This is a genomic window from Paenibacillus sp. T2-29, from assembly GCF_052921365.1.
Genome location: NZ_JBREVE010000002.1, coordinates 324941 through 347958, shown reverse-complemented (window position 1 = coordinate 347958; position 23018 = coordinate 324941). Strand labels below are relative to the sequence as shown.

The window sequence follows — 23018 nt, the reverse complement described above, 5'->3', positions numbered from 1 at the left end:
TGAGCCTCTTCTTTAGTGAAGGGCTTTATTTTTTAGGAGGCGCTGCTGCGTTCCGTTCAGAAAGGAGGAAAGGACTTGACCCCATCAGAGCATGAAATGCCGCTAATGGAACATCTGGGTGAGCTCCGCCGACGAATAATTTATGTGCTGATTGTATTTGTATTGGCACTGGCTGGTGGATTGTTCGCGGCGGGTTCTGTCTATAACTGGCTTATTCGCTCCGGTTCGGCGAAAGCTTTTCAGTTAAATGCATTTTCCTTTTGGGACGGAATCGGCATCTACATGAAAATCGCCATGATCATTGGGATTGCAGTGGCGTTACCGTTTGCATGCTACCAATTGTGGAAGTTTGTCAGCCCGGGATTAAGGCCGCAAGAACGGAGCGCAACCTTGCGATATGTGCCTTATGTGCTGCTTTTGTTTATGATTGGCGCAGCTTTTGCTTATTTCATTATTTTCCCGATGGCGATTCAGTTTACATCGTCCGTCACTAAAAGTATGGGATTGCAGGAAACGTACGGTATTGCGCAATATTTCACCTTTATGTTTAATATTGTGTTGCCTGTAGCGTTGCTGTTTGAACTCCCCCTGCTGATCATGTTTCTGACAGGGATTCGTGTATTAACCCCGATGAGGCTTCGCAAATGGCGGAAGATTTCTTATTTCCTGCTTGTTTTTGTTGCCGTTGTTATCACTCCGCCGGATTTTATATCCGATTTTTTGGTGGCGATTCCGTTGCTGGTGCTGTATGAAGCGAGTGTATATTTGTCATCAGTCGTGTATCGCAAGCAATTGCGTGCACAGGAGGAACGGGAGGCCCAATTGCGTGTAGCTGCGGAATAATAAGACAGGACCTGAATGGCTCAACAACTAATATCTCTAAAATTGATCAGTATAGCTATCTTAAAAATAACCATTAGCCTTGAGTTAACGGTTATTTTTAAGATAGGTGGATATAATCGAGAATGGTTGCCCATAAAAATTCCCATAAAAAATACATTAGGGACTTGAAATTCAATCTCAAGTTGAGTATCATAAAGTTGGTTGTTAGCACTGACCACTGTTGAGTGCTAATACATACAACATAACAACCAAATTACAGGATAAAACACTTAATAAGGAGGCTATTTTTTCATGATCAAACCTTTGGGTGAACGCGTATTGGTGGAAGCAATTGAGCAAGAAACAACGACTTCCTTCGGAATCGTACTTCCTGACTCTGCCAAGGAAAAGCCGCAAGAAGGCAAAATTATCGCGGTTGGCGCAGGCGCATTGAAAGACGGTGCCCGTATTCCTCTGGAAGTAAAAGAAGGCGACCGTGTCATTTTCTCCAAATACGCTGGAACGGAAATCAAATATGAAGGTAAAGAATATTTGATTATGAAAGAAAGCGATATCCACGCGATCATCGGTTAACCGGAACCCGGACAAGACCTAAATATAGGAATTGAAACAAATCATTCATAATCCATAGGGAGGTTTATCACAAATGGCTAAAGACATTAAATTCAGTGAAGACGCTCGCCGCTCCATGCTGCGCGGGGTAGATGCATTGGCTAACGCTGTTAAAGTAACACTCGGACCGAAAGGTCGTAATGTTGTACTGGAGAAAAAATTCGGTAGCCCGCTCATCACTAATGACGGTGTAACGATTGCAAAAGAAATCGAGCTGGAAGACGCGTTCGAAAACATGGGCGCTCAACTGGTTAAAGAAGTAGCAACCAAAACGAACGATGTAGCTGGTGACGGTACTACTACGGCTACTGTTTTGGCTCAAGCCCTCATCACTGAAGGTTTGAAAAACGTAACTGCTGGCGCAAGCCCAATCGGTATCCGTAAAGGGATCGACAAAGCAGTTAAAGCAGCTGTTGCTGAACTGCAAGCTATCTCCAAACCAATCGAAAGCAAACAATCCATTGCTCAAGTAGCTGGTATTTCCGCTGCTGATGATGAAGTAGGCGAATTGATCGCTGAAGCTATGGAAAAAGTGGGCAAAGACGGTGTAATCACAGTTGAAGAATCCCGCGGTTTTGCAACAGAACTGGAAGTAGTTGAAGGTATGCAGTTTGACCGTGGCTACATTTCTCCGTACATGATTACAGATACGGACAAAATGGAAGCTGTTCTGGACAATCCGTATATCTTGATCACTGACAAAAAAATCACAAACACACAAGAAATCTTGCCATTGCTTGAAAAAATCGTACAACAAGGCAAGCCACTAGTTCTGATCGCTGAAGACATCGAAGGCGAAGCGCTGGCTATGCTCGTTGTCAACAAACTGCGTGGTACATTCAACGCTGTAGCTGTTAAAGCTCCAGGCTTTGGTGACCGTCGTAAAGCAATGCTGCAAGATATCGCTGCCCTGACAGGCGGTCAAGTAATCACAGAAGAACTGGGTCTGGACCTGAAAACAGCTTCCGTGGACCAACTGGGTACAGCACGTCAAGTGCGTATTACAAAAGAAAACACGATTGTGGTTGACGGTGCTGGAAACAAAGCCGACATCGACGCTCGTGTTAGCCAAATCCGTACGCAACTGGAAGAAACTACTTCCGAGTTCGACAAAGAGAAACTGCAAGAGCGTCTGGCTAAATTGTCTGGCGGCGTAGCAGTAATCAAAGTCGGTGCGGCTACTGAAACAGAATTGAAAGAACGCAAACTGCGCATCGAAGATGCCCTGAACGCAACCCGTGCTGCGGTTGAAGAAGGTATCGTATCCGGTGGTGGTGTAGCGCTCCTGAACGTATACAAAGCAGTTGCAGCTGTTGAACTGCAAGGCGACGAGCAAACAGGCGTAAACATTGTGTTGCGTGCTCTGGAAGCTCCAATCCGTACCATCGCTGCTAACGCAGGTGAAGAAGGCTCTGTTATTGTTGAGCGTCTGAAACGCGAAGAAGTTGGCGTAGGCTTTAACGCAGCTACTGGCGACTGGGTAAATATGATTGAAGCTGGTATCGTAGACCCTGCGAAAGTAACTCGTTATGCATTGCAAAACGCAGCTTCCGTAGCGGCTATGTTCCTGACTACTGAAGCAGTGATCGCTGACAAGCCAGAACCAGAAAAGGCTGCAATGCCTGACATGGGCGGCATGGGCGGAATGGGCGGCATGATGTAATAAATCCAAAATCCCTTGCTGTAACAAGGGTTTAGGTGATCGATATATTGATTTGTTAACGATTTGTTAACAATCAGTCCGTTTTTATAGAGGCTCTCATTAGTTCTCCGAACTTTTGAGAAGCCTCTTTTCTTTTTCTGGCCAAAAAAAGATATTGACAACTGGTTAATTGCTGGACAAAAATAGTAAATGATTATAAAATACTGGAATTTTTATGCGAGGGGTGGCTATGACATGAAGCATACACCTACGATTCGAGCAGAATTAGACAGATATCTACAGCAAGAGGGTTTGAACATAGCGCAATTTGGACAAATTGCAGGCATGAATAGGGGAATAATAAGTGCTATTGTAACAGGGAATAAGTCTATGTCTGTTAACCAGCTTGACCTCATTACTGAGGCTATGGGTTTGCCGGAAGGTCACTTTTACGACTTGTTCATAGAAAACTACATCATAGATCACCCTCCGAATATGAGGCGAATCGAGCCATTTTTGTATCGTTGTGCAGAGTTAGACAAGCTGGGTGTGATACGTCGAGTGGTGGGGGCCATCATGGACAATCTACTCTATTCGCCCAAACTATTTGACATTGCAGAGCAATTATTGGCACAGGGACGACACGCGGCGGCATTACTGCTCTATGAGGGGGTGGCTGAAGCGGAGAAATATCAACACTCTGAGCGTTTGGCAGTCTGTCAATATCGTATATTTACGATTCAAGTTGGAGACGATCAAAGCCGTAATCTTAGTGCAGCTACGATTTTTGAAGTTTTTGTTGAGCGCCTTGATGAAATAGACCAACTTGACGCATTGAAGGATTTGGCTAATGTGTACAGGTCTTTGCGTAAATGGGACAAGGTTGACGAAATGGCGAAGAAAATGAGAGCTAAAGCCGAAATCCACTATACACTGAAACATCAACAGAACAGTCGAAGCCACACTGAATCTACTGATAAGCTAAGCCGTCCATTGTTTGTATACATTTGCTATGCTGATCTGTTGTGTGCAAGCGTCTGTGAAGCTCAAGGCGATTATCAACGAGCCCTAGACTATACATACACCTACGCTAATTTAGATTGGGTAATGGAGACTGACGAAGATACCCGGCACTGGATTAGCTTGTTCAAAAGTTGGGCAGAAGGTAATACTTACGTATATAAACTTTTATCAGGAGATATAAATGTGCTGCATGATTATATTGAATATATTGTAGCAACATCAGTGACTAACGAAAACGAGAAGATATCAAAACTACTTAATGTTATAATTGCCGCAAACCAATATAGCATAGATGTAGACGATATACTTCAACGGTTTGAACCAGAGATTAATTCATTTTCTGAACAGCCACTATCCGATGATATGTATACCCAACAGGTGATACCGGACTATATCGCGTGGTTTGGTTACGAGTTGGCTCATTATTATTTACATCGAAGTTCTTATGATGATGGTTTTAAACATTTGATGTATTCAATGGTAAGTTATCATACACTAAATAATGAGACTTATTTCATTAATTGTATGGGGCTGTTTTCACATTTTCGGGAACATGCGTCTCATGAAACCAAAGCTAGTTTTTTAAATCTTATTGAAAAGGTGTGGATGACTAATGTTGAAAAAAACGGTACTGCTGATTATCGCGGCTAGCTTTTTGTTGTTTATTATAACTGTGCCAGATCAAGCCTTTAACCACCATAGTATCCAGCCTCAGGTTACTATTGGAGGAGCTTAAACGTAAGTAAAGCAAATCCTCGTTGCCCTTAACTGGTCGGCGGGGATTTGTTACATTGAAGGAATTACAACACCACTCACCGAATGAATTACTGAGGTAATCAGCATGAACCATACATATAATTTGTTAAAGTCGGTTATAGAACTATTTACAGCTGTATTAAGCCAGGTAAAGGTGTATGTTGTTGAGTCGTTAGGAGAAGACTTAATATCGGTTGTAGACTATGGAGGATCTATAGAAAAGTTTTCACCTGATTCGGTTAAGATTTGCCGGAGCGTATTACATGCAGAATCAATTTGAATTTAGAGTAGATGTCAAGAAGGGCTCGACTGGTATTTGACCGGTATGAGCTTTTTTAATACCCAATAAAAAATAAATATGAAAATATTTAGAATGTATTTATAGATTAGCAAGTTTATGTTTAGACACAATTCCTTAATTAAATTATTCTTAGTTCTATTAAACCTATTGGAGGATTATTTAATGAAGAAAGCATGTATAACGATTTTATTTTTAGTTCTATTATCTTTACCCTTATCGAATGTCTTTGCAGCTGAAGCAGAGTATTCAGAAAATTTAATTCCTAAAATGACATCTAACAATTTGCCATCTGGAGTGGCAAGTGCGAGCAACGAATTTTCATACGCATATAGATCTTTTGACGGGGATTTTGCAACTATCTCTAGTGCTTGGGGATCTAATGAAAATCCTGCCTGGTTAAGATATGACTTTCCTAAACCTGAAGTTATTGAACAATACGTTATATATCCACAGACAACGGCAACCGACCGCGCCCCTAAAGATTGGACTTTTGAAGGCTCAAATGATGGGGTTACTTGGAACGTGCTAGACACTCAGTCAAATATCACTGAATGGGTAGATAGCACTCCAAAAAAATTCACTTTTTCTAATTCTAACTCATACAAGGATTATAGAATTAATATTACAGCAAACAATGGAAGTCAGTATATACATCTTGGCGAATTAGAGATGATGTCTAAATTATCAAGTTCCACTCCTAACCCAGGAACAGAGGAACCGACTCCGAACGGGGATCGTGCAATTCTAGTAGTCACCATGACAACTGGCTTAGAGAAGGAATTTGATTTGAGTATGAAAGAGGTCAATGACTTTATTGCGTGGTATGAGGCTAAACAAGCAGGTTCTGGATCGGCTTCATATGCCATTAATAAGCACGATAACAATAAAGGCCCGTTTAGCAGCCGTAAAGATTATATGCTATATGATCGTATCCTGACGTTTGAAGTAAGTGAATACTCTAAATAAATTAAAAAGCTCTGCTAACCTTAAGGTCGGCAGAGCTTTTTAGTTGAAAAATTGCTTACAGACGGACATTTAAGGCGGAACTGATATGAATCAACTTTAAATGTATGTTGAAAATAAAGTTTTGATAACTACAATAAAAGAAACAACGGTAGAATAGGACGGGAAAATAAAGCCCTAGACTATCGCTATTTGATTGAACTAACGTTTCCCGTTAGTTCAATCAATTCTGTTGCCATCGTATATGCTGGTGGTGAACCAGGTTTTCTACATTACTATATCGTCTTCGTAAGTTTTTGGTACAGGGCTATCTTCTCGTTAGCAAGGGAAATCATGCACTCAAGTTCCTGCCGCTTGGATTCCAGTTCCACCAGATGCTTTTCAAGAATTTCTATCCGTATGTGTAAGGCAGGAGTAAAATTAGCAACTTCTGCCCCTTTTTGAATTTTATCCAGTACACATCCGTCACGGGTAAATTCCGTAATCTCCTCAAGCGACAATCCCAATTTTTTTAATCTAATTAAACATTGTATATATGAAACCTCACTTTCAGTATAAATGCGTGTCCTTCCATTTCTTCGATTTGGTTCCTGTAGCACTCCAATTTTTTCATAATAGCGAATCGTATAAGGAGTTAGCCCCGTTCTTTCTGATACTTGACTTATAGTAAGCATTGTTTTTTTATGACACTCCTTTTTTCTAAACCAAAATTTAAAACTATTATACATCTTTAAGTCAACTCGAAGTCGATATTTGCACCTCTAACTTCATTTCAGAAATTTGTGCTTGATTTCTAGTTGACTCTAACTTGTAAGCTAAAGTTGCTAATTGATATACATGAAACATAAAAAAAACTAAAGATAAAAGGAAATGGTGTCAAACTTATTTTGATGGAGGCATAAACAATGAACAACAAATATTTCACGATTCAACAAGCAGCGGAAGGTATCTGGGGTGCTATTTCGGTACCTGGTAGTGGTTCGCTGGGGAATGCGGCAATTATTGACATTGGGGATTTGACCGTTGTTGTGGACACAACCAACCTACCGCATTCTGGTGCTTTGTTACGTCAAACCGCAGAACAATTAACGAATAAACCAATTAAATATGTGATCAATACTCATTTCCATGGAGATCATGTCAATGGCAATCAGGAATTCATGGAAAGTGATTTTATATCTACCGTTTGGACAAGAGATTTGCTATCTGAAATGGGTAAAGTGAATATTGATCTAATGCAACAAAACATTCAGAAGTTAATAAATAGCCTACATCAAGTACGTTCACAAGAAAAAAATCCGCACATGTTAACCGAAATCGGCTATGATCTTTCCGTGCAGAGAGCCCTGTATGATGCTATCCCTTCCCTTCGTAGGGTGATACCCACGATAACTTTTGACGATAAACTAGTTATAAAAGGAGCAAAACACACTGTCGAAGTTTTATCCTACGGAGGCGGCCATTCTTTAAGCGATGCCGTTATTTACGTGCCTGAAGAACGAACCTTGATTGCTGGTGATTTAATAACCAACAAGACGATTCCGGTCATGCCATACGGTAATCCATACGCTTGGATACGCATCCTTAGACGCATTCAAAGAGATCTGAAGGTAGATACTGTCATTCCCGGGCATGGAGATGTGTCCACTCCAGATAAAATCCTAGATGTCATTCGCTTTTTAGAAAAAACGATCGCTTATGTGTCTGAAGCTGCGACGAGCGGAAAACCAGAGTCTTACTGGTTAAATAAAGGTGTATTAAATGGCTATGAAGATTGGCATCTAGCTCAGTATTTCAGATGGAATTTTCGCTGGCTCTTCAATACAATGCTTGTTCAAAAAAATAGATGAGACACAACTAGCACTCCCTTTAACTCCACCAGATTCACAAGACCAGTTCTGAATGTCAACCCGGCAGCACGTTTGGGTATTTTCAAACGTAATTGGCAGTCTGCTTGTTAGGTTAACCTGCCACGTTAGCTTAACATCGCCGTTCAGTCTACAACTTTTCAGCAGGCTGCCGTAACTATATTAGATCTGGAGATAAAGACGCGGAGGTGTACAGAAAGCATAAAAAGTTAGTTGCTTGCTTTAGAGCAAAATAACTATATTCTGGGGCCGGATAAGTCTACACTACGGGATATCGTCATTCTGGAGAGTTGGGAGCGGGATAGAGCATACCTATGCCGCCAAGAGAAGGTGAGATATTTTTAGAATATTAAAATTCAGAAAGATCATTGCTACTTCCTATGCCTCAATATACAATAAAAGGAAATTGTTGATGAGACCGAATGGTGTGTGGCAACATGGCTGCTTGAATCTCAAAAAAATCACATGAAAAATACCAGTTCTGGCGAATGAGGGCAGATGTAGACGAATAAAACTTTCTGAAGATAAGCCCAAACAAGCTATACAATAGAAGATAAGTTTTATGACGTTCCTCTGCGCGAGTAAATCAAAGATGGGCGGCATGATGTAATAAGGGTCTCAAAACCCTGTAATACCGCTATTTAAAGGGCTCCCGAGAGGGAGCCCTTTTCTATACCATTGCTACACCATGAGTGCTCAAGCAACTTACAGCAGATTTTATGTAATTCGGCAGTTTACGTTCGATCATTTGCTCTAATTGATAACTCGCACAGGTGAAAATTAAAAAGAAAATAGGTTTTCTGGTATGCAGAGGTTGACCAATGTGTCGGCCTTTTTGATTTTCTTTAATATTTGAATAGGAACGGATTCATGAAGAAAAACCCAGGGCACGAATATGTATGCTTTGTAATGATCCCAATCCGAATCCAGAGAATACAACAATGGGCGCGTCCTTTCGCGATCAACTCAATTGTCAGATCCCTTTATTGTAGTGTAGTATGTATTCAAATTATCCAAAGGGGGAAGTTTTGTGGAGCTTCAAACTATATTAGCTTTTTTGGGAGCAGCAATTGTTCTCACCATTATGCCGGGCCCCGACAACGTGTTCACACTGACACAGAGCATAGCAAAAGGTAGGAATGCAGGGATATTTACTACTTTAGGCCTTTGCACGGGATTGTTGGTTCATATTTTTGCAGCAACCTTCGGCCTCGCGGCAATAATTTATCAATCTTCCTTGGCGTTTGCAGTAATCAAATACGCTGGAGCAGTTTATCTATTATTTTTGGCGTATAAGTCATTTAGAGCAAAAGATACGAGTTTTGAACTTAAGAGTGGAGATACCTTAAATTACAAGTCATTGTATAAAAAAGGTGTTATCATGAATGTATTGAATCCCAAAATATCACTTTTTTTCTTGGCTTTTCTCCCTCAGTTTGTAAACCAAGAAAGTGGTAATGTTTCTACTCAAATGCTAGTTCTTGGAGTAGTATTTTTAATGCAAACTTTAGTGCTTTTTATTTTGATAAGTATTTTTGCTGGAAAAGTAGGCTCCTTTCTACGGAGAAATCCATCCTTTTCTAAAAAAATCAATTATATTCAAGGCTCGTTATTTACACTTATCGGATTAAAAATCGCATTTACCCAAAAATAATAGAAGGTAGTATTTTTCAAACCAATCATTAAGGACTAGCTGTTGAGCTAGTTCTTTTTTGTTGAAAAAGCATATAACCCACGGGTTGACCTTTAGCCGGGCGATGTTGAATAAGAGAAGTTAAAGCAGTCCATTGTGCGGTTTGGTTACATCGACCCGATCATTTGGATCGAACGCACCGGGAACATAGTGGACGGTCACCAATGGTACAAGATCATGGTCAACGAGTTGGAGCATACGGACAGGCCTATGCCTATCTTTTCCTAGATGAAGTCAACAGCCCAATCTTTTTGGTTAATTGCACAATAAGCTAATTTGACTAGACTTTGGAGGTGACCATTAATTATGTTTCGACATTATTGTTGGCAAAAGAGAATGCATCGGAGAAAATTTAGAAGATGTGCAGTTAAAAAGGTCAAAGTTTTGCCGAAGGTCATTGTTAAAGGGATTAGAGGACCTCAAGGGCCTCAAGGACCTCAGGGACCCCAAGGACTGCCAGGTCCACTGGGAGTTCCAGGTGCTCAAGGCCAGCAAGGGCTACAAGGTTTTCAAGGAATCCCCGGACCCGCAGGGGCAGTAGGAGCAACGGGACCAGCAGGAGCAATAGGGCCGGCAGGGGCAGTAGGAGCAACGGGACCAGCAGGAGCAGTAGGGCCAGCAGGAGCGACAGGGCCAGCAGGGCCAGCAGGGCCAGCAGGCGCCGGGATATCAGACTTCTTAAGTGTTTTCCGAGCTGACCCTGGTACGGGAACTGACACAGTTCCGGGTAACTCACCAATTACCTTTACTGGGGTTTTAGCGAATGTTGGTGGTGCATTTACTTTCACTCCTCCATCTCCAACGATAACAATTAACGAGACGGGGAGCTACTTTATCTCATTTTCTATTCACAACCAAGGTAATGCGGACTTCAATCTCACCGTTAACGGAACTCCTATAACACCCTTACCTTTCTCAGGTAATGGTGGGGGGCCTACCGCTGCTGAGGTTATTGTAACCGTTACAACAGTTCCAACTACAATACAATTGGTAAATGCCAACGCAACTCCTGCTCAGTTGCACAATAATATTAATACAACTATGACAATATTAAAGTTGACGCCTTAATATTGTTACTTAGTAGTAGCTTATTCAGCAAATGGCTTAAGGTTTATGTCTTTTATCCAGTCAGTTTGTCTAATTATTCAGAGACCTAAGCTATAGAGGTAGTGAAATGCAGAATGTCTAGAGAGAGAAGTCCTGAACGGGACAAAGTCAGACACATGTAGTTGGAGAGCAGCGGGACGATGCGATTTAAGGATATCACCGCTGCTCTTTCTGTTCCTGAAAGCCGGGTCCGCAAATGGAAGAACATTGCCATGGCATCCGCGCCAGTTTTATTGAGAGCATCCTTTTGAGTCGGATACAACAGTGACCGAATTGCACACTAGCTTCAAAAGGATGAATGTTAGGTATTGAAATATGGCTGATGGCTTTCTTTCATATTAATAAAGTCAGCCGTAGCATTTGAAGTAGTCAAATATGCGGGTGTAATACCAGGTTATAATCCCAGTTTGCAGTTTTTACTGATGGGTTCTCTTTACGCTCTACTTTCGATTTTATGGTTTACTACAATCGTATTATTGTTAAATTATATAAGAAAATGGTTAATGTACCCAAAGTTCAGAATATTATCGATAAGGCCACGGGACTCGTGCTGATTGGATTTGGTTTAAATATGATCTTCAAAGTTCAAAAAACAGGATCATAAATAAAGGGACGGGCTATAGAAGCTCGTTCTTTTTTGTTGGGAGGTTGAACGCCTTGCATGAAAGCGTTGACATAAATTTCAACCCTCTATATACTTAGCTTAGTTAAATGAGAATGAATAGCACTAGGATTGTTACTGTTACGCAGGCAAAACCTAAGGAACAAAATGTTAAGATCCAAGGATCTTATGTATTTTGTTATCTTAGGTTTTTTTGTTTATGGAGAGAGGGAGGTATTATGTTCACATCTGAGAGGAGCGACAAACTTGGAATACAAATATGAGCTGGTCCAGGCAGACAATCATTTTCCATTAAAAATTATAGTTCATTCCTCCAATGAACCAGCATACATACCTAGGCATTGGCACGACAGCATCGAAATATCTTATGTACTCTCAGGAAGAATCGACAATATCTATATAGATGGCATGAATTATAGCTCCAAAGAAGGAGATATCGTGCTCATTAATTCAAATGCTATTCATTCCTTTTCTGTGGCTAAGGGCAAAGGTAGAGAGGCTATAACCATTCTGATTCCTTCTGGATTTATTCGAGAAAATACTAAGGACAGTAATCCCATTTCATTCGATTGTATATCCATTTTCGAAACCAATGAGCAGAGATTACAGCATTTTAAGGAGCTGCGTGATCTGTTAAACACATTATTTGTAGCTTACCTCAACCAGCACAATGACCCTTTAGTACATATCCATCTAACGTCGCTATCTTATAAACTGGTGTACCTTTTATTAATGCATTTTAAAATTGACAACGAATCGATCCCTGGCATTAACACTCATAAATATTTGGAGCGACTGACGTTGATAACCGATTATATCAAAGAAAATTACGATCAGAGTCTATCTCTCGATTCCATAGCTCAGGTTTTTGGATTGTCTCCCGAATATTTGTCCCGTTTTTTTGTAAAGCATGTAGGTATGACGCTATTTCAATATATCAATGCCATCCGTCTGGAGAAATCTTTCCGTGTTCTTATGAATACGGACCATTCTATTATACAAATTGCGCTGGAACACGGATTTCCAAACGAGAAGTCTTTTGCCAGGGTATTTAAAAAGGTTTATCAAGCGACACCGCATCAATATCGTAAAAAGCACAAGAGGCGTTCTGAAGCAAGGAGTCAGTAATTGACCTGAATTAGGCTAATAAAAGGCAGGATGAAAATAAAAAAATCATTAAAATCAATAATGTAAGCGTTTTATCAATGGATCTGGGAGGTAAGACATCATGTTTAAACAGTTTAAAAAGGTTGCTAAAACAACTATGTTATTCACTTTAGCTGTCAGTACGACCCTTGTATTCAGCAACGGTGCATGGGCTGCCAAGATGCAGCCTACTTCATACCGGACGGTTGCGGAGGTGAAGGATTGGGGAGCAACCATTACGAAGATCATTGTTAATCTGGGTAAGCCCGTACCCAAAGATGCGATAACAAAGGATACATTTAAGGTATATGTGGAAAGAAGCGACAATAGGTTGGTAAATTCCTTTGTTGAGAAAGGCAACCGGAAGGTCACCAAGGCCTATGTATCGGACAAAAGTGGCAACCCTGTAAGTAAAACAGGAAGCTACGTTGTGTTGGAAATGGAAATTGGTCCAGCCGTAACTCTAAGCTCTGCCATTCATTATGATGCGGCGGGTTCGGGGTTTAACGCATGGAATGATAACAAATATACGATCACACAGCAAAAAGCTATAAAAACCAAATCAGGCACGATTTCCGGCTTGAAGATTGATACCTCTGCAGGCGAGATACGGCAGCTGGTTGATCAATTTACAACTGGTAAAGCTACTTCTGATGGGGTTACTTTAACCTACGCGAGCTATGCACCGGCAAAAGACAAGGTGAAAAACCCTTTGGTGATTTGGCTGCACGGTATGGGAGAGGGAGGTACAGATCCGACGATTCCGATTTCGGGTAATAAAGCAGCGAATTTTGCTTCTAAGGATATTCAATCGTATTTTGGCGGGGCTTATGTGCTGGCACCTCAGACTCCAACCTACTGGATGGATGGTTTTACAGGCTTTGGAGACGGAACCTCGAAGTACGAGCAAGCATTGATGTCCTTAATTAAGGAATACGTGGCCAAAAACAAAGACATTGATACAGATCGAATCTACATTGGTGGAGACTCCAACGGCGGATATATGACTATGTTGCTGATCCGTGATTATAAAGACTATTTTGCAGCAGCCGTGGTGGCGTGTGAAGCCTTAAAGGATAGCCTAATTACCGACGAACAAATTAACGATATGAAGGACCTGCCGATCTGGTTTGTGGCTGCCAAAACCGATACTGTGGTTCCACCCAACGATTATATGATTCCGACCTACAACCGTTTAGTGAATGCCGGAGCAAAGGATGTCCATATGTCGTTGTTTGATAACGTAGTGGATACTTCTGGTTTGTACAAGAAGAGTGATAAAACACCGTATGAATACAATGGCCACTGGTCCTGGATTTACGTGTATAACAACGAAGTATCGAAGGTGATTAACGGAAAGAAAACAACGATGATGCAATGGCTGGCCTCCAAAACATTGAACTGAACGGTATAGCTGTAAAATAAGATGTGGTGCTCACTATTGAGGTTGGGATTTATCCTCTCACGAGTTAAATAAACTTGTGAGAGGTCTCTTGTATTAGCTAATTGCCATTTCGTTCCTGCATACTTTTTGCATAGTCAACGGCGAGCCCACTTTCATTCTCCTTGAAATATTTGAGTTTTTATCTTGCTATTCTTGCTCTTTCACTTATTCACCTCGATCAGCCCATCCGGCTTTTCTCGATTAGAGAGTAATTCAGATACAGTGACGAAGGAATAACCTCTTTTCTTGAGCTCAGGAAGAATAATCTTCAAGGCTTCAACGGTTTGTGTACTTTGATGTACATAATCATGCATGAGGACAATGTCGCCGTTACGGGCGTTGCGAAGCACCTTATCTGCGATACGGTGTACACCAGGCTTTCGCCAATCTAGGGTATCCTGATGCCAGGACCATAAAATAATTTTTAGCCCCTTCTCCTTGGATAACTTGACGAGTGAATCGTTATAGGAGCCACCTGGTGGTCTAAATAGATGGGTCCCCGCACCAGTTGCCTGAACGATGCTCGTCTGACCTTGGTCCAATTCGGACAGAGCTTTGTTGCGGGAGATATATTGAAAGGATGAATGAAGGAAGGTATGATTGCCAACTTCATGTCCTTCCTCTCGTTCCCGTTTTACAAGGTGTGGCAGCTTTTCTACACGACTGCCAACGACAAAAAAGGTCGCTTTCGCATCATATTTTTGAAGTAAATCGAGAATGGCAGGCGTATTGCTTTCGTCCGGTCCGTCATCGAATGTGAGAGCGATAAGCTTACGATGGGTAGGAACTTCCCATACAATGTCGCCCCGTTCTTCGTAATAGGCTCTTCCCTTTGTAGGAGCGGGGGAGGCATATGATGTGTTTTGTGCATTCGTGTATGGAGTGGGGCAAGAACTAATACACAGCAAAGAAACAGCGATTCCAGCGCATAGCAAACGGTTATATTTCATCAGGCTTCTTCTCCGTTCTGATGTATTCTCACATTAGCTTGCCAAGAAGAAGCGTATACCATTCCTCATTTCTGAATTTTGCTCAATAACAGTGCTAGCTTGCTTGTTGATAACATCCTGTGCCCATGTTAAGTTATACATATCCATCCTTGGTTTTAATGTGCAGTGAAGATCGGTCATTGTCCAGTTCTTAATCTGACGAAAAATGGAAGAGGTCAACGAGATAAGCCGCTAAAGCTGATCTGAAGTTTCATGGAGCTGCGACTCGTTCCTGAGCTTCGAACAGGAGATGAGACGGGATGAGAACAGATGAAAAAGAGTTGCGAGCCATTAGTCTGACGTTGGAAGCTGGCGAACACATCCGATCCTGTATTAGGTGTACGTATGATTTGCAGCAAAGCTCTGAGAAGATACCGCTTTGTGGAATGCTGGCCGTAACGTCCCAACGAATCATCTTTTATTCCTGCACTATGGGTATTCCTTGGGTCAAGTTCATTAATTATCACCATATTTCGCAGGCTAAGATGGAAAAGGATTTGTCAGATACTAAGGGGAGCATCCTGTTGATCAATCAGGGTGTAAATGAGGTGTTCTGCCACCTGCCGAATGAAGATCGTATAGAGCGTTTTGTAGCTGTACTAGAGCAGGAAGCAGGCATCTCCTGTGAGAACAAATGATTATAAGAATACAAATAACTAAAACCTCCAACTTCGTAATGTGCCAAGGGTAGGCTCCTTACGGATTTGGAGGTTTTTTGTCTTTTAGTTAGACAGATTGCATGGATTAAACGCTAGCTCAACAGGACTATAACCAACAAATTAAATAGCACCAGCGGCAGAATGACATTGTTGTAGGCATAGGAACGATCAGGGGCCGGAATGCCTGAGGAGGGTGAGTGATACTGCTGAGGGACTCTCAGATACAAATGATCCGCATCCATGTGCACAATCGTTCCTTCATACACATGATGATCCATCGTTTGTACCCTAACCGTGTGATTCATGTAGGGGCTCAATTGATAATGCAATTGATCGCGAACTTTTTTAAGTTCTTGTTGGAATTCCGGTCTAGCTTGATATAAAGTTTGCGGACTGACGGTATTGTACGACATTCGCCTCTGACCTCCATACTCATAATAATGATATATCGTATGCAGGAGCCTGTGCCCTTGTGCGAGTACCCAATTAGGATTGGTTTTACAAAGAGTAAAAACATTAACATTTTACTCCAGTCCACTTGATGTTCCCTTTACATCAAAACGATACACTTACTGAGGTTGGTTTAAAAGAAAGGGGCGTTCCGTTTTGGGTGAACTTAACAAATCTTTGGGACTGGGGATGAGGAGCCAGCAACGGACATCGTCTAAAGCTCGCATACGCACGGGTTCGCTAAAAATTCAAAGACTGCGCGAAAACGCGCTGGCGTATACCTTTTTGGCTCCATCGCTTATTTTGTTTGCTGTATTTATGTTTTATCCGATGATAAAGTCCGTTTATCTTAGCTTGCATTCTACAGATCCCGCAGGAAACGTTGCAGATTATGTGGGGTTCGATAACTTTGCTATGCTTTTCAGCTCAGGTCAGTTTCTACAGGGGATTAAGGTCACGCTGCTTTTTGCGGTATTGACGGTACCTGTGGGTATTTTACTGGCGCTGGTACTAGCTGCCCTTACACACAGTAAGTTACGTGGGATGCGTATCTTCCAATTTGCCTTCTCGCTACCGATGGTGTTGTCGGTGGGTTCATCTGCGGTCATTTGGAAATTTCTTTTCCATCCCACACTGGGAATGTTCAACTATGTGCTTTCCCTGTTACATATCAATCCGGTTCCGTGGTTGACCAGCCCGGATTGGGCGCTGTTCTCCGTAGCCATAATGACCATCTGGATGAATCTTGGCTTCAATTACATTATCTTATCGAGCGGACTTCAAGGGATTCCAGACGACATGTACGAAAGTGCCAAAATGGACGGAGCCGGACCGTTGGTCACGTTCTGGCGTATCTCTATGCCGCTGCTATCACCGACGATCTTTTTTGTGACTGTAGTTTCTATCATTGGTGCCTTCCAGTCTTTTGCCCAAATTAATATCTTGACCAAAGGCGGTCCGGTGAACAGTACAAATGTATTTGTATATTCCATTTATCAGGAAGCTTTCGTTAATTTCCGGTTCGGAACAGGGAGTGCGCAGGCGATTGTCTTGTTCGCCGTCATTTTGGTGCTTACGATGATTCAGTTTAAATGGGTGGAAAGAAAGGTGCATTACCAATGAAACAACACCTGAATTCAACATTACTGTATGTGCTGCTTACGATTGCAGCCGCTCTGATTTTGTATCCGGTGATTTATACATTTTTTATGGCGGTCATGTCACCGGAGGAAGCGAGCGCTTACCCACCAAGCTTTTTCCCGCATTCCTTTCATATGGCCAATTTCACTGAAGTGTTTGAAATCGTTCCGATTGCAGCCTTTATCGGCAACACCTTTCTCATTTCGGGTCTGACGATGATCGGACAACTGATTACAGCCAGCCTGGCGGCCTATGCCTTTGCCAAAATGGAATTCAAGGGAAAAAACTTCATTTTTAGCATGTTTGTCGCGACAATGATGATCCCTTGGGAAGTTACCATTATTCCTAACTATCTGACGGTGCGAAGCTGGAACTGGCTTGATACATATCAAGGATTGACGGTTCCATTTCTGGCGACGGCATTTGGAACATTCCTGTTAAGACAATTTTTCCTCCAGCTTCCCAAGGAACTGTTCGAGGCTGCTCGTATGGATGGGTGCGGACATATCCGATATTTCCTGTTCCATGTGCTTCCGTTATCGCGCCCTGCACTCGGAACACTGGCTGTGTATTCGTTCCTGAACATGTACAATTCATATCTCTGGCCTTTACTGGTCACAAATAGCGAGAATATGCGTACCGTACAGATCGGCATATCCATGCTGGAGTTTCAGGAATCGACTTCATGGAATCTGGTGTTTGCGGGTACAGCACTTGTCATTTTACCGTCTCTGCTCCTGCTGATCTTTGGACTCAAACAGCTGGTGCGTGGAATGGCAGCGGGTGCGCTTAAAGGCTAATCATAGATGCAAAAGACAGCAACACCTGCGCAAGCAGCCTATATACAAAGCTTTAACGCACAAGAGTACGAACATTTCATTCAAGAATCATTTAATCAAAGGGAGAGAAGAGAGATTATGAGATTTTTTCGTTTGAAAAGTGCTTTGACCCTGCTTATTCTGACTGCTATGGTAGTTGCAGCAGGTTGTAGCAACAATACAGCGGCGGAGAAGCCGAGTAATGGTAATGATGGGGCTGCAGCGGCTTCACCTATAAAACTGACTTGGTGGCATTCAATGTCCGGCAACGGTGAAAAGGCGATCAAGCAGATCGCTGCTGACTTTAACGCTAGTCATAAGGACATTCAGGTAGAGCCAGTATATCAAGGTAAATATGATGACAGCTTGAACAAGCTGAAAGCGTCGCTGGGTTCTAATAGCGGACCGGACATCATTCAAGTATACGAAATCGGCAGTAAATTCATGATCGACTCCAAAATGATCACGCCTGTACAACAATTTATTGATGCAGATAAGTTCGATTTGTCGCAGCTTGAACCGAATATTACACGATACTACACGATTGATGGTAAATTGAACGCGATGCCGTTCAATACGTCAAACCCGATTTTATATTACAACAAGGATGCTTTCAAAGCCGCAGGACTTGACCCAGCTAATCCTCCGAAAACGTATGATGAATTCGAGAAAGCTGCCAAAGCCTTGAGTAAGGATGGTAAATCCGGTGCATCCATTGCTATCTACGGCTGGTTTATGGAGCAACTGTTTGCCAATCAGAATGCGGACTATGTGAATAACGGCAACGGACGTGAGCAAGCAGCTACGGAATCTTTGCTGAATTCGGATGCCGGTGTAAAAACACTGACATGGTGGAAGAAAATGATTGATGAAAAGGTCGTATCCAATTTAGGACGTAACTCCGACGATACGGCAAAGGCTTTTTCCGCAGGACAAATTGCAATGACGCTGGATTCCACCGCTTCGCTGCGTAATATTGTGGAGCAGGTTGGCGATAAATTCGAAGTAGGCACAGGATTCCTGCCAAGAGCCAATGAAGCAAAAGAAGGCGGCGTGGTTGTAGGTGGCGCGAGCTTATACATCATGAACAACAAGCCCGAAGCCCAGCAAAAGGCAGCATGGGAGTTCATTAAATTCGTCGCTTCTCCAGCAGTACAGGCACAATGGAGTGTGAATACCGGGTACTTCCCGATCACGAAAGCAGCTTATGACGAGAAGGTACTCAAAGATAACATGGTAAAATATCCGCAATTCCAGACAGCCGTTGACCAATTGCACGCATCGGCACAATCCACTGCTACACAAGGCGCAGTAATGGGCGTATTCCCAGAAGCGCGTCAAATCGTCGAAGGTGCGATCGAAGCTGTTCTGAGTGGCCAGCAGCAACCAAAACAGGCGCTGGACCAAGCTGCACAAGAAATTACAGGCAAAATTGCGCAATACAATCAAACGGTGAAGAAATAGTCGGCCCTCCCTTAAAATCGGCTGATAATCCATAGGATGTGCCCCCTTATTAGCCGATTTTATGAAATAACGGATCGAATGAGTGACCCCCTCACTTATTCGATCCGTTTTTGCATTTCCATTTTAGAATGGTCGTTTAGACGAAGTGTCTAAAATAGTCATTTTTACACATTTCCTATTGCTGGATAACTGAAAATGGGCTTATAATAAATACATAATTTTTGTACTGGACGGTCAGTTCAAAAAAGGAGGAAGCATGAAACAGCAAACGAAGGAAATTATTTTTAACGGTGCACTCAAGGCTTTTTCCGAACGAGGTTTTAATGAAACAAATATGGAGGAAATTGCCAAGGTATGTGGCATAGCCAAAGGAACCCTGTACTACAATTTTAAAAACAAGCAAGAATTGTACATTTACATTTTGAGGATGGGGATGGAGCGTTTTGTCCAGGATATCCATGAAGCGATGGCTCAGATTCCTATGGATCAGGTAGAAGTGAGGGTTCACAAGCTGATCCAAGTACATATTGAGTTCATTGGGAGAGAGCCGGATTTTTGCCGTCTATTAGTCAGTAAGGGATGGGTCTCGCAGGAACAGCATTTTAATATTAGGCAGGTGCTGGCAGACTATTTTGATTTTATGGAGGCAGAGATTGATTCCGGCAAGTTCTATGGGAAAATTTCGAGTAAGTTGGATGCAAAAACGACTGCAAATTGTTTATTTGGCATTTACATTTTTACTCCGATGCGGTCGATGGTATGGGGCGAAACGATGAATCCGCAGGAAGTTCGCGAAAGTATCGAAGTATTTGTATGTAACGCGCTGGGTATGCAACATTAAATAAATAGATAAGTGGAGTGATGAGAACATGAAAGCTAAAAAATATGCGATTTATATCGTACTCATTATTTTAATCGCTGTAGGAATCTATGCTTTGACTGCCTTACCACGAGGGAGCAGTAGCTTGTCCGCAGATGAGTCTTCTTCTATCCCTACGGCTTATGTAGAATCAGATACGCTCAATGCCAGCTTTAAGATGGCAGGACGTATTGATCAGATGCTGGTGAATGAGGGCGACAAGGTAAAAAAAGGGCAAGTGCTAGCCCATTTGGAAAGCCGTGAGCTGGAAGATAAGGTGAAGCAAGCACAGGCTGCATTGCTGGCAGCCAAGAGCAATGTGTCCAAAGCGAAAGCCAGCGTATTGCAGGCTCAAGCAGGAGTAGGTCAGGCGCAGGCTACCGTGAGCGCCGCTCAGGCCAAGAAGAGCCAAGGCACGACAGCGGTCAGTGTGACCGCTGAGGCTTCCTCCAGCCAGATTGAACAGGCCAAAGCAGCTTCTAACGCCGCCAAAGCAAAACTGGATGCCCTCAAGAGCGGGGCAAGACCACAGGAGCTTGAGCAATTGCAAGCATCTGTGAAGGTAGCTAAGGAAACGCTGGATCTGACCGTTAAAAATCTGGAGCGTGCCAAAAAGCTTCAAGAAGCCGGTGCAGCAACTCAGGCCTCGTTGGATCAAGCGACATTGGAACATCAACAGGCAGTGGCCAAGTATAATGCAGAGTCGCAAAAATTGGATATGGCACGGGAGGGAAGCCGTAAGGAGGAAATTACGGCAGCTGAAGCTCAATACCGTCAAGCCTTGGCTGCAGTGAAGGAAGCACAGGCAGGAGCAGGCAAAGTTGCTGTGCAACAGGAAGATGTCAAAGCTGCTCAGGCTTCAGTAGAGCAAGCGCAATCCGCTGTGAAGGCGGCGCAATCGACGGTAGAGCAGGCACAATCTGCGGTTGAAGGTGCCAATGCACAGGTAGCCCAAGCGGAAGCTGCACTTCAGGAGGCTCAGACCTATTTGAGCTATACTACGCTGCGTGCGTCTGAGGATGGGATTATAAAATCCAAGTCGCTTAGCTTGGGTGAGATGGCTAGCGCAGGATTCCCGGTTTATACCATTGAAACATCCACACAGCGTTGGGCTAAATTCTATGTACCGGAAACGTCTCTGAACGGTCTTCAAGCAGGGGATACAGTTCAAATTAAATTACTGTCAGGTGGCAAGGAGCTGAAGGGTAAAGTCATTCTGTTAGAATCGGCTGCGGACTTTGCCATTCAAAAACCGAGCCAAAGTTCTGGTGATAAGGATGTCCGTTCCTTTGGTGTGAAGGTAGCATTACCAGATCTTGCGGCTTCGGTTCCAACAGGCTCCACGGTTCTGTTTACAGGCAAAGGGGCGCAGTAATATGCAGGATTCACAGGAAAGACTTCGTATCCGCGATGTGTTTCGCGAGGAATGGCTGAGTATCTTCCGGGACCGCCGTTTTATGGCTATTCTGCTGATTACGCCAATAGTGTATACGATACTATTCGGCTTCCTGTATTCGCATCAGCGGATTACCGAGATGCCTGTCACAGTGTATGACGGAGATAATTCGCAGCTTAGTCGCCAGATTATTCAGGCGTTCGATGCGACTGATTCATTTGCCGTTACACGGCAAGTGACCAATCAGGATGATGTAGTCCGCCAGGTGGAGACTGGGGAAGCTAAGATCGGAATTGTCATTCCCGACAACTTTACCACTCGGCTTAAGCATGGGGAAAATCCACCTGTGCTTACGCTGATTGACGGCAGTAATATGATGTATTCCAATAGTGCCAGTCGGATTGCCAATCAGGTCATTAGTAGCGTGAGCGCGGGAGTATCGCTTAATTCCATGAAGCAAAAAGGGATGAACGCCGATCAGGCTGCCTCGACGCTGACTACCATCCCGTTCCGATCCAGAGTGCTATTTAACCCGGTATATGATTATAAGCTCTTCATGCCGTTGGGGGTTATTTCCGCGGCTCTCCAGCAGTGTTTGCTGCTAGGTATTGCGTTGTCTTGCACGCGGGATAAGGAAGCAGGGACTTGGGGAAGATTTGGCGCATGGAAAAATACCCCTTGGCGCTTGGCTATTGCCAAGCTGGCACCCTATTATGCGGCGGGAGCTTTCAATGTGCTGACTGTATTCAGTATTAGCGCTCTATGCTTCGATATTCCGTTTAGGGGACAGGTACTACCATTGATTTTGGTGTCGTTGGTCTTTAACTTTGCTTTGTGTGGATTAGGGTTCCTGTTCAGTCTCTTTTCCAAGACCAGAGTGGATGCGACACAAACTCTGATGCTCATTGCTGTTCCTTCCTTTATGCTGTCAGGCTATACGTGGCCATTGGAAGCAATGCCCGGCTTCTTGCGAGGACTTGCTGAAATATTGCCATTAACGTATTATTTGGACGCTGTACGGAACATTACTCTCAAGGGACTGGATATCACCTACATCTTTAAGGATTTGATTGCTCTGGGCGTCATTGGTTGTGTGAGTCTGCTGGTGGCCTTCGTGATCTATCCGTTATTCTTTAGGCAGCATCAGACGACAGCACAGCATGCCGATATGCCCGTACAAGAAGGATTTACACTTAAAGGCTGAGAGCAATTTTAATCAAAAA

21 protein-coding genes and 1 pseudogene are annotated in these 23018 nt (G+C 42.9%); 19 read left to right on the top strand and 3 right to left on the bottom strand.

Annotated elements, in window-relative coordinates; translation table 11 throughout:
* Window positions 1-75 precede the first annotated feature (75 nt).
* From tatC to ACU1JV_RS07315, 6 genes and pseudogenes are all read left to right on the top strand, one after another.
* The gene (gene tatC, locus ACU1JV_RS07340) at window positions 76-843 is read left to right on the top strand and encodes a twin-arginine translocase subunit TatC (protein ID WP_013369879.1); all 768 of its coding nucleotides are present in this window, start codon (window positions 76-78) and stop codon (window positions 841-843) included.
* Between the two features lie 291 nt (window positions 844-1134).
* Complete coding sequence (groES, locus tag ACU1JV_RS07335; RefSeq protein WP_007429271.1) at window positions 1135-1416, top strand: co-chaperone GroES; 282 nt, start codon at window positions 1135-1137, stop codon at window positions 1414-1416.
* Window positions 1417-1489: 73 nt separating this feature from the next.
* Entirely contained in the window at window positions 1490-3118 is a 1629-nt protein-coding gene (groL, locus tag ACU1JV_RS07330; protein WP_013369880.1) for a chaperonin GroEL, read from the top strand.
* Window positions 3119-3352: 234 nt separating this feature from the next.
* Window positions 3353-4771 (top strand): transcriptional regulator, encoded by a 1419-nt coding sequence (locus ACU1JV_RS07325; protein ID WP_413985744.1) that lies wholly within the window; start codon window positions 3353-3355, stop codon window positions 4769-4771.
* 190 nt (window positions 4772-4961) lie between these two features.
* Window positions 4962-5196 (top strand): annotated as a pseudogene (locus ACU1JV_RS07320) (hypothetical protein).
* 143 nt (window positions 5197-5339) lie between these two features.
* On the top strand, window positions 5340-6143 hold the full coding sequence (locus tag ACU1JV_RS07315) for a discoidin domain-containing protein (RefSeq protein WP_025677648.1): 804 nt from the start codon (window positions 5340-5342) through the stop codon (window positions 6141-6143).
* A 272-nt stretch (window positions 6144-6415) separates the two neighbouring features.
* On the opposite strand, the gene ACU1JV_RS07310 is transcribed toward ACU1JV_RS07315, so the two are convergent.
* The gene (locus ACU1JV_RS07310; RefSeq protein ID WP_238791360.1) at window positions 6416-6868 is read right to left on the bottom strand and encodes a MerR family transcriptional regulator; all 453 of its coding nucleotides are present in this window, start codon (window positions 6866-6868) and stop codon (window positions 6416-6418) included.
* Between the two features lie 177 nt (window positions 6869-7045).
* Here ACU1JV_RS07310 and ACU1JV_RS07305 point away from each other — a divergent pair, with 177 nt between their 5' ends.
* From ACU1JV_RS07305 to ACU1JV_RS07280, 6 genes are all read left to right on the top strand, one after another.
* The gene (locus tag ACU1JV_RS07305) at window positions 7046-7990 is read left to right on the top strand and encodes an MBL fold metallo-hydrolase (protein WP_090736306.1); all 945 of its coding nucleotides are present in this window, start codon (window positions 7046-7048) and stop codon (window positions 7988-7990) included.
* A gap of 1048 nt (window positions 7991-9038) precedes the next feature.
* Window positions 9039-9662: a LysE family translocator gene (locus ACU1JV_RS07300; protein ID WP_090736303.1), complete on the top strand. Its 624-nt coding sequence runs from the start codon at window positions 9039-9041 to the stop codon at window positions 9660-9662.
* A gap of 345 nt (window positions 9663-10007) precedes the next feature.
* Window positions 10008-10769 carry a collagen-like protein gene (locus ACU1JV_RS07295; protein ID WP_165080503.1) on the top strand — a complete coding sequence of 254 codons (762 nt, stop codon included), beginning with the start codon at window positions 10008-10010 and terminating at the stop codon, window positions 10767-10769.
* A gap of 161 nt (window positions 10770-10930) precedes the next feature.
* Complete coding sequence (locus ACU1JV_RS07290; protein WP_413985745.1) at window positions 10931-11059, top strand: phage terminase small subunit-related protein; 129 nt, start codon at window positions 10931-10933, stop codon at window positions 11057-11059.
* A gap of 617 nt (window positions 11060-11676) precedes the next feature.
* Complete coding sequence (locus tag ACU1JV_RS07285) at window positions 11677-12558, top strand: helix-turn-helix domain-containing protein (RefSeq protein WP_413985746.1); 882 nt, start codon at window positions 11677-11679, stop codon at window positions 12556-12558.
* Between the two features lie 100 nt (window positions 12559-12658).
* Entirely contained in the window at window positions 12659-13981 is a 1323-nt protein-coding gene (locus tag ACU1JV_RS07280; protein ID WP_413985747.1) for a prolyl oligopeptidase family serine peptidase, read from the top strand.
* Between the two features lie 200 nt (window positions 13982-14181).
* Here ACU1JV_RS07280 and ACU1JV_RS07275 read toward each other — a convergent pair whose 3' ends face one another.
* Window positions 14182-14970, bottom strand: coding sequence for a polysaccharide deacetylase family protein (locus ACU1JV_RS07275; protein ID WP_090736292.1), 789 nt, complete (start codon window positions 14968-14970; stop codon window positions 14182-14184).
* A 299-nt stretch (window positions 14971-15269) separates the two neighbouring features.
* On the opposite strand from ACU1JV_RS07275, the gene ACU1JV_RS07270 reads away from it, so the two are divergent.
* Window positions 15270-15647, top strand: a complete 378-nt coding sequence (locus tag ACU1JV_RS07270; protein WP_040101881.1) for a PH domain-containing protein — start codon at window positions 15270-15272, stop codon at window positions 15645-15647.
* Between the two features lie 113 nt (window positions 15648-15760).
* Here the strand turns inward: ACU1JV_RS07270 and ACU1JV_RS07265 are convergent, their stop codons facing one another.
* The gene (locus ACU1JV_RS07265; RefSeq protein ID WP_040101880.1) at window positions 15761-16081 is read right to left on the bottom strand and encodes a hypothetical protein; all 321 of its coding nucleotides are present in this window, start codon (window positions 16079-16081) and stop codon (window positions 15761-15763) included.
* A gap of 193 nt (window positions 16082-16274) precedes the next feature.
* On the opposite strand from ACU1JV_RS07265, the gene ACU1JV_RS07260 reads away from it, so the two are divergent.
* The 6 genes from ACU1JV_RS07260 (at window position 16275) to ACU1JV_RS07235 (ending at window position 22999) form a co-directional block, all read left to right on the top strand.
* Window positions 16275-17240: a carbohydrate ABC transporter permease gene (locus tag ACU1JV_RS07260; RefSeq protein WP_413985748.1), complete on the top strand. Its 966-nt coding sequence runs from the start codon at window positions 16275-16277 to the stop codon at window positions 17238-17240.
* Entirely contained in the window at window positions 17237-18058 is an 822-nt protein-coding gene (locus ACU1JV_RS07255) for a carbohydrate ABC transporter permease (RefSeq protein WP_013369899.1), read from the top strand. The genes ACU1JV_RS07260 and ACU1JV_RS07255 overlap by 4 nt, the downstream gene beginning before the upstream one ends.
* A 117-nt stretch (window positions 18059-18175) precedes the next feature.
* Window positions 18176-19540: an ABC transporter substrate-binding protein gene (locus ACU1JV_RS07250; protein WP_014599545.1), complete on the top strand. Its 1365-nt coding sequence runs from the start codon at window positions 18176-18178 to the stop codon at window positions 19538-19540.
* A gap of 256 nt (window positions 19541-19796) precedes the next feature.
* Window positions 19797-20381, top strand: coding sequence for a TetR/AcrR family transcriptional regulator (locus tag ACU1JV_RS07245; protein ID WP_413985749.1), 585 nt, complete (start codon window positions 19797-19799; stop codon window positions 20379-20381).
* A 28-nt stretch (window positions 20382-20409) separates the two neighbouring features.
* The gene (locus tag ACU1JV_RS07240; RefSeq protein WP_013369902.1) at window positions 20410-21774 is read left to right on the top strand and encodes an HlyD family secretion protein; all 1365 of its coding nucleotides are present in this window, start codon (window positions 20410-20412) and stop codon (window positions 21772-21774) included.
* Window position 21775: 1 nt separating this feature from the next.
* A complete protein-coding gene (locus ACU1JV_RS07235; protein ID WP_058829145.1) occupies window positions 21776-22999 on the top strand; it encodes an ABC transporter permease in 1224 nt (407 codons plus the stop codon).
* Window positions 23000-23018 lie beyond the last annotated feature (19 nt).